Genomic DNA, 7,630 nt, shown 5'->3' with positions numbered 1-7,630 from the left:
TGTACGATGACCTCACCAACAAACGCTACCTGAACGCCTTGCAAAAGAGCGCTGCCGCCTGTGCGCCGCCAGCCGCGGTGCAGGCACAGCCGACGGAATGGGCCGGGCAAGAAGGGGGTGGCTGATGTACGGATGGGTGAGGGTTGACTCGCCTACTCAAGTCAGGTCGCACCATTTCAGCTTGCCGGGTGACTGAGTTTGGCGCTGCCATCGGGCCAGGCCGACAGGCGCCGTAAACAAGATGGAGAGCAAGCACTTTGGCCTTTTCCTTCCGGCAATTGAAGTATTTTGTTGCCACGGCTGAAACCGGGCAGGTTTCCCAGGCGGCCATCCAGCTGTGCATCACCCAATCGGCAGTGACGGCAGCCATCCGGCAACTGGAAGAAATGCTGGTGGTGCGCCTGTTTGTCCGTCACCCCCACGGCATGGTGCTCACCGATTGCGGACGGCGCTTTCTGGGACAGGCCTACGGGATTCTGGCCAATGTGGAAGAGGCCATGTTGCTGCGCAAGCGGGAAAGTGATTTTGCCGGCTGTCTTACCGTGGCGGCCACCTATACGGTGATGGGGTATTTTTTGCCGGCGCATCTGCGGCGTCTGGCGGCGCTGTATCCGCAGCTGGCAATACGGCTGCACGAATTGCCGCGCGCCGAGATCGAAGCCGGCTTGTTGCAGCAGGACTTCGATGTGGCGGTGTTGCTCAGCTCCAATGTGGACAACCCGGCATTGCAGCTGGAGCCCATTATCAGCTCGCCCCGGCGCCTGTGGCTGCCGGCACAGCACCCGCTGCTGTCTCATCCGGCCCCCAGCTTGCAGGATGTTGCCCGCGAGCCGTATATCATGCTGACGGTGGATGAGGCGGAACAGACAGCCTTGCGTTATTGGGGGCAGGCCGGCTTGCAGCCACAGGTCAGGCTGCGGACCAGTTCGGTGGAAGCGGTGCGTAGCATGGTGGCCAATGGTAGTGGCGTATCCATTTTGTCGGACATGGTGTACCGGCCGTGGTCGCTGGAGGGGCGGCGTATCGAAACGGTCAATCTGCACCAGCAGGTGCCGCCGATGACGCTGGGGCTGGCGTGGAAGGCGCAGGCTGAAATCAGCCCGGCCATCGCCTTGTTTCGCGACTATTTCCGCCAGCAGTTCCTGACACCATTCAGCAGCCATCGCAATAGCGCCGCGCGCTGAGCATGGCTGACACAGCGCTGTTGCCACGTGGTATGTCGGCGATGGTCTGAGCCTGCGCGTAAGGCGGCCATTTGCCCGGTGGCGGTCAAGCCGCGGGCGTGTGTGGCCGGGCCCAGCCGTTTTCAAACACCAGCTCGGCCAGGTTTTGCCGCTGCGCCCAGTTTTCCTGTTCCAGCATGGGCTTGTCGTAGAAGGCTTCGACATGGCCGATGCACAGAATGGCCACCGCCTTGGCCTCGGCCGGCAGGCCCAGCAGCGTGCCCAGCCGCTGCGGGTCGAACAGCGATACCCAGCCCAGGCCGATGCCCTCGGCGCGGGCCGCCAGCCACATGTTCTGGATGGCGCAGGCGATGGAGCAGATATCCATTTCCGGCAGGGTGCGGCGGCCGAATACATGGCGTTCGCGTCCGTCCATCAGGGCTGCCACCAGCACCTCGCCGCAGTCGAGAATGCCCTCCACCTTCAGCTTCATGAATTCGTCTTCGCGCTGGCCCAGTGCCTTGGCGGTGGCCACCCGTTCTACCTCTACCTCGGCATGCAGTTGCTGGCGCAGGGCGGTATCGCTAATGCGGATAAAGCGCCAGGGCTGCATGAAACCCACGCTGGGGGCCAGGTGCGCGGCTTGCAGCAGGCGTTGCAGCAGAGCCGGGTCCACCGGGTCCGGCTTGAAGTGGCGCATGTCGCGCCGTTCGCGGATGGCGCGGTAGACAGCGTCGATGTCGGTTTGGGGGTAAGCATTCATGGCAGGAACAATCTGGCACAGGCCACAGGGTTGGACGGGAAATACAGGTGCAGATAACTGGCCAGCAGGCTGCCGTGGCGGTATACCGCCTCGCCCGGCCCGCTACCGGTAGCGCGGCTGGCATGGGTGAGCGGGGTGATGGGCGTATCCAGGCTGGAATAGTGAAAAGTGTGGCCACGCACGGTTGCGCCATCCAGCTCCAGCTGTTGCAGGCCCAGCGCGCTCAGGCGGCTATTCAGCCGGGCATGGCCGGGCAGCAGGCCCAGCATGTGCTCGCGCTGGCCTTGTTTGTCGGTCAGGCTGTCCAGCAAATACAGCATGCCGCCACATTCGGCATACAGCGGCTTGCCTGCTGCCACGTGGGCATGCAGGCTGGCGCGGCTATGCTGGGCGCGGGCCAGTGCCGCCAGATGCAGTTCCGGGTAGCCGCCGGGCAGCCAGACTGCGTCGCAGTCGGGCAGGGCATCGTCGGCCAGTGGCGAGAAGTCATGCAGCTCGGCCCCCATTGCCTGTAGCGTCTGGATATTGGCCGGGTAGATGAAGCTGAAGGCGGTATCGCGGGCGATGGCGATGCGCACGCCGTCCAGCAGCCGTGGCAGGCTGGGTGCCGTGGCAGGCTGGAAGGCGACCGGCGGTGGCAATTGCGCCAGCGCGGTATTGGCCAGCTGGGCAGCGGCGCGCTCCAGCCGTGCTTCCAGATCGTCCACTTCCTGCGCCTGAACCAGGCCCAGATGGCGCTCCGGCAGGCCCATGTCCTGCTGGCGCATCACCGCGCCCAGATAGTGAAGGCTGGCGGGCAGGGCGGCGCTGAGCATTTCTGCATGACGAGTGGATGCCACCTGATTGGCCAGTACGCCGTAAAACGGCAGGCCGGGGCGGAAGGTGGCCAGGCCATGCGCCACCGCCGCAAAGGTTTGCGCCATACCGGACGCGTCGATGATGGCGGCCACCGGCACGCCGAACAGCTGGGCCAGATCGGCACTGCTGGGGGTGCCGTCAAACAGGCCCATGCTGCCTTCGATCAGAATCAGGTCGGCTTCGGCGGCAGCGGCATACAGGCGCTGGCGACAGTCATCCTCACCGTTCATCCACAAATCCAGCGCGTACACGGTGTGGCCGCTGGCTTGTTCCAGCACATAGGGGTCGAGGAAATCCGGCCCGGTCTTGAACACGCGCACGGTTCGGCCCTGCTGGCGGTGGTAGCGCGCCAGCCCGGCAGTAAGGGTGGTCTTGCCCTGGTGCGAGGCGGGGGCGCTGATGAACAGGGCCGGGCAGTGGCGAATAGCCATGTCAGAACTCCACACCGGCTTGCGCCTTGATGCCCTGTTCGCGGAAGGGGTGCTTCACCAGCTTCATTTCCGTTACCAGATCGGCGGCATCAATCAGCGCCTGCGGCGCATGGCGGCCGGTAATCACCACATGCAGATTGGCCGGGCGAGCCGCCAGCGCCGCCAGTACCTCGTCTAGCGGCAGGTAGTCGTACTTCAGCACGATGTTCAGTTCGTCCAGAATCAGCATGTCGTAGTCGCCGCTGTTCAGCATTTCCAGTGCGGCCTCCCAGCCCTGGCGTGCGGTGGCGATGTCGGCCTCGCGGTTCTGGGTGTTCCAGGTATAGCCCTCGCCCATGGTGAGAAAGCGGCAGTTGTCGAAGCGGCTGAACAGATCGCGCTCAGCGGTGTGCAGCGCGCCCTTGATGAACTGCACCACGCCCAGCTGCATGCCGTGGCCGACAATGCGCAGACCCATGCCAAAGGCAGCGCTGCTCTTGCCCTTGCCCGTGCCGGTATGGACGATGAGCAAGCCTTTTTCCTTGGTGGCGGCGGCCTTTTTCTTTTCAAAGCCGGCCTTGCGCTTTTCCACCATGCGCTGGTGGGCGGCGGCGTCGGTTTTCATGGTGCTTTCCTTCTGATTGCTGGCCTGATGCAGCAGTCGGGTTATTGCTTATGGGTACAGCTGGAGTGGCTGAAAAAATAGCGCAGCGTCCCTGTGGCAAGGCGCGCCGACGCAGACAGTACAAGCAGTACGGCAAGGAGGCGCAACGCCGCTACAGGGTTTTTGTCAGTCACTCTTACTGCCAGTGAGTGCCGGTGAGTGCCCGTAGCCGCTCCACAATGCGCGGGCGGCTGGGGTGATAGCCGATGAATACCAGCTGCGCCTGCCGTGGCGCGGCGGTGTCCGCTTCCTGTTGCAGTTGCACGCGCTGGCGTACCGCTTGCAGTGTCAGCCGGCCCTCTCCATTGGCACTGGTCGCATGGCCCTTGATGCGCAACAGCGCTTCCTCGCGGGCAATTGTTTCCACCGCTGCCAGCAGGCGAGCTGCGTCCTGTGCGTCCTTGCTGCGAATCAGGAAAGACTGCCAGCCCGGGTCCTGTTCGTGAAAATGCTTGTGAGTGGCCAGGCCATGGCTGTGCGCGGCCAGGCCGCCGTGGCTGTGGCCGTCCAGCAGCGCCTGGTTGGCCAGCGGGCGCAGATTCAGCGGCAGGCTGGAGACCGGGCCGTAATGGCGGTGACCGCTGCCGCTGACTTCGTGCAGATGCAGGCCCAGCGTCAGCCGGGTATCCAGTTTGGCCTGATAGGCCAGCTCGATGAAGCGGATGGACGGGGCCAACTGGCGCACCGTGCTTTCCGCTTGCAGCATGGCGGTGTCGTCAAGCTGGTCGATTTTGTTGAGCACCACAATGTCGGCGTTTTCCAGCTGCTGGCGGAACAGGCTGGCTACCGCGTCGTCCTGCTGGCCGTGGCCGCTGTCAAAGTCACCCGCCAACAGCAACGGGGTGTCCACCACCGCCAGCGTGGCGTCCAGCACAAAGCGTTCGGCCAGCTCCGGGCCTTGCAGCTGCTCCATCACCGCGCTGGGCAGGGCCAGCCCCGAGGTTTCGATCAGCACATGGTCGATCTGCTGACGGCGCTGCCACAAGGCCAGCATGGTGGGCAGGAAGTGCTCGTCGTCGTCGTAAGCCACCAGGCCATTGGCCAGATCGTGAATCTCCACCCCGGCCTTGTCGTCCGTGCGCAGGATGGTGCCGTCTATGGATACCTCGCCAAACTCGTTGACCAGAATGGCCAGCCGCCGTTGTTTGCTGTCGCGGATCAGATTGGACAGCAGGGTGGTTTTGCCCGCGCCCAGAAAACCGGTGAGCACGGTGACCGGAATGCGCGGGCTGCTCATGCCAGTTGCTCCAGTGCAGCTTGCAGGCTGGTGAAGTCCGCAAAGCTGAGCGGGTAGTCCAGCTGCGGACGATCCACCACGATGAAGGGAATGCCCAGCGCAGCAGCGGCAGCAGCCTTGGCGCTGTAGCCACCGGCGTCACCCGATTGCTTGCTGATGACGCAGTCGATCTGCCAGTCGCGCCACAGGGTTTCATTGGCCGCCTGCGAGAACGGGCCTTGCATGGCACACAGGCGTGCACGCGGAATGCCCAGGTCGATGGCGCGTTGCAGGTGTTGCGGGTCCGGTGCCAGCCGCACGAACCATTGCTTGTCGGCCGCGCCCTCGGCCTGCACAAAGCTCGCCAGCTCCTTGCTGCCGGTGGCCAGGAAAATGCGCTGGCCGTGCTGCATCGCCAGTTTTGCCGCTTCAGCCATGCTGCTGCAGTGAATCGCCGGGTGCTGGTCGACAGCGCTGGGGCGCTCGTAGCGCAGATAGGGCAGGGCCAGCTCGCGTGCCAGCGCCATCAGCTGCTGCGACATTTCCGTGGCATAGGGGTGAGTGGCATCCACAATGCAGCGTGCCTGGCTTTGTTGCAGCAGCTCGCGGCGACGCTCCACCCCCAGCCGCCCGCTGATGCTGGTGAGGCCGGGGCTGTCGGCGGCGACGATTTCGGCACCGTAGTCGCTTGCCGTGCTGACGATCACCGGCTGGCCGTTTTCTGCTAGTTGGCGTGCCAGCGCATTGCCGTCGCTGGTGCCGGCAAACACCCAGGCAGCGGCGCCGGGCAGGCTGTCGGCGGTAATGGTGTCGGCGGTGTTCTGCCAGTTGAAGTAGCCGCGCGGGGTGAACATCCAGTTGCGTTTGCGGCGGGTGAAGCGGTTGCCGATTACCAGCGAGGTGAGCATGTTGAACTGGCGCGTGCGCAGCTCGGCCAGGGTGACGATTTCCACCGTCTGGCCTTCGCGGTAGGCATTGTGCACGATGCCGCACAGGGTTTCCGGCCGCTTGTGTTCCAGCATGATGTCCAGAATGCGGTACACGCCTTCCTGGCGCTGCTTGCTTTGCACGTTGTAAAACACCACGGCCAGATCGGCCTCGGCAATATGGCGGGCGCGGCTTTCAATCCACTCCCACGGGCACAGCAGGTCGGACAGGCTGAGGGTGGCAAAGTCGTGCGACAGCGGCGCGCCCAGCAGCGAGGCGCAGGCATTGGCCGAGGTGATGCCGGGAATCAGCTGCACGTCGAAGGTATCGTCCTCACGCATGTCTTCGTAGGCCAGCGTGGCCATCGCATAAATGCCGATGTCGCCGCTGGAAATCAGCGCCACCGTCTTGCCGGCGCGGGCTTCGGCCAGTGCCAGCTGGGCGCGGTCGCGTTCCTGGGTGAGCGGCAGGGTGCGGATGTCCTTGCCGGCAATCCACGGCTGGATCCATGTAAGGTAGAGGTCGTAAGCGACGATGACGTCGCTGGCGGCCAGTGCCTGTTCCACCATGGGCGGGATCAGTTCGCGGCTGCCGGGGCCGACGGAGACAAGATAGAGTTTTCCGGTCATTGCTTGATGCTTTCTGCTGCGTGCAGGCGGGGCCTGCCAAAAGTTTGTCTGGGCAATGCGTGGTGCGCATTGCTGATGTAAATCCTGCATTTGTTACGTAGCGGTGCTGGACTGTGGTCCTGCGCTGTCGGGTTTGATCGCGAGAGTTCTCTTTCTAACTCCCACGGGAAAGCCAAACCAAGTTCGCGGGTCTCGCCCCGCCGTCGAGCTTCTTTCTTTTGCATTGCCAAAAGAAAGAAGCCAAAGAAAAGGCAACCCGCAGCGCGTCGAATTCCCGCCCCAGCCGCACCGCCCAGGGCGCGGCCGGAACTTGCGGCGCGCTAACGTCGCGCCGCTGCGGACAGCCGACCGCTTAACACCCTGGGCGACACGTCTGTGTCGGCTCGCGCTGACGGGACCGGTCTGCTCCGAAAAATGTCTCACTCCAAAGTCCGAACAGCTGATTTTTGTTGTGCGCGGGGATGGTCCGTTTGATGGCGGAACGCCCCGGTAAATCTCTGGGGCTTCCGCCCTACCTGCCAAGCTTCCTTGTAGGGTGGATGCCCCAAAGGGGCTATCCACCGCACAACGCTCCCGAATAAATCCATTTCCCCTATCGAAAAACTACCGTACCGACGCCACCCTTGGCCCCGTCAAGCATGCCGACGGGTGGCCGGGGCGAGGTGTTAAGCGCCTGCTTTGTTTGAGCGATTTGACGTTAGCAAATCGCGAGTTCAGGCGCGCCTCGCACCGGTCGGGCCCTGTCGGGCAGCCGCAGGCCATGCTTGTGGGGTGGCCTTGGAGGTGAAGGAGGGCTTGGCCAGGCAAGCCCTCTTTCCCGTCCGCCGCGCGGAAGCGGCATGTAAATCATTATCCGCATGAGCGGATGCTTGCCCTGTTTTCAACAACGTAAAACCAAGAGCAAAACCAACAACAAAAGCCACTTCGCGGGTCTCGCCCCGCCGGCGAGGTACTTTGCTTTTGCTTCGCCAAAAGAAAGTACCCAAAGAAAAGGCGACCC

6 protein-coding genes are annotated in these 7,630 nt (G+C 63.6%); 1 reads left to right on the top strand and 5 read right to left on the bottom strand.

Features of this window, described 5'->3' with window-relative positions; genetic code table 11:
* The first annotated feature begins 257 nt into the window (after positions 1 to 257).
* On the top strand, positions 258 to 1,184 hold the full coding sequence (locus JHD64_RS14410) for a LysR family transcriptional regulator (protein ID WP_199053710.1): 927 nt from the start codon (positions 258 to 260) through the stop codon (positions 1,182 to 1,184).
* A gap of 85 nt (positions 1,185 to 1,269) precedes the next feature.
* Here JHD64_RS14410 and bluB read toward each other — a convergent pair whose 3' ends face one another.
* The 5 genes from bluB to cobJ form a co-directional block, all read right to left on the bottom strand.
* The gene (gene bluB, locus JHD64_RS14405; protein ID WP_199053708.1) at positions 1,270 to 1,926 is read right to left on the bottom strand and encodes a 5,6-dimethylbenzimidazole synthase; all 657 of its coding nucleotides are present in this window, start codon (positions 1,924 to 1,926) and stop codon (positions 1,270 to 1,272) included.
* Positions 1,923 to 3,215, bottom strand: coding sequence for a cobyrinate a,c-diamide synthase (locus tag JHD64_RS14400; RefSeq protein WP_199053702.1), 1,293 nt, complete (start codon positions 3,213 to 3,215; stop codon positions 1,923 to 1,925). Before JHD64_RS14400 ends, bluB begins: the two co-directional genes overlap by 4 nt.
* A 1-nt stretch (position 3,216) precedes the next feature.
* Complete coding sequence (cobO, locus tag JHD64_RS14395) at positions 3,217 to 3,819, bottom strand: cob(I)yrinic acid a,c-diamide adenosyltransferase (RefSeq protein WP_199053701.1); 603 nt, start codon at positions 3,817 to 3,819, stop codon at positions 3,217 to 3,219.
* A gap of 175 nt (positions 3,820 to 3,994) precedes the next feature.
* On the bottom strand, positions 3,995 to 5,095 hold the full coding sequence (locus tag JHD64_RS14390; RefSeq protein WP_199053700.1) for a GTP-binding protein: 1,101 nt from the start codon (positions 5,093 to 5,095) through the stop codon (positions 3,995 to 3,997).
* Positions 5,092 to 6,630 carry a precorrin-3B C(17)-methyltransferase gene (gene cobJ / locus JHD64_RS14385; RefSeq protein WP_199053699.1) on the bottom strand — a complete coding sequence of 513 codons (1,539 nt, stop codon included), beginning with the start codon at positions 6,628 to 6,630 and terminating at the stop codon, positions 5,092 to 5,094. The genes JHD64_RS14390 and cobJ overlap by 4 nt, the downstream gene beginning before the upstream one ends.
* Positions 6,631 to 7,630 lie beyond the last annotated feature (1,000 nt).

This window comes from Aquitalea sp. ASV15, assembly GCF_016429115.1.
Taxonomy (GTDB): Bacteria; Pseudomonadota; Gammaproteobacteria; order Burkholderiales; family Chromobacteriaceae; genus Aquitalea; species Aquitalea magnusonii.
The sequence above is the reverse complement of the archived record's forward strand: the minus strand, read 5'-3'. Positions and strand labels throughout refer to the sequence as shown.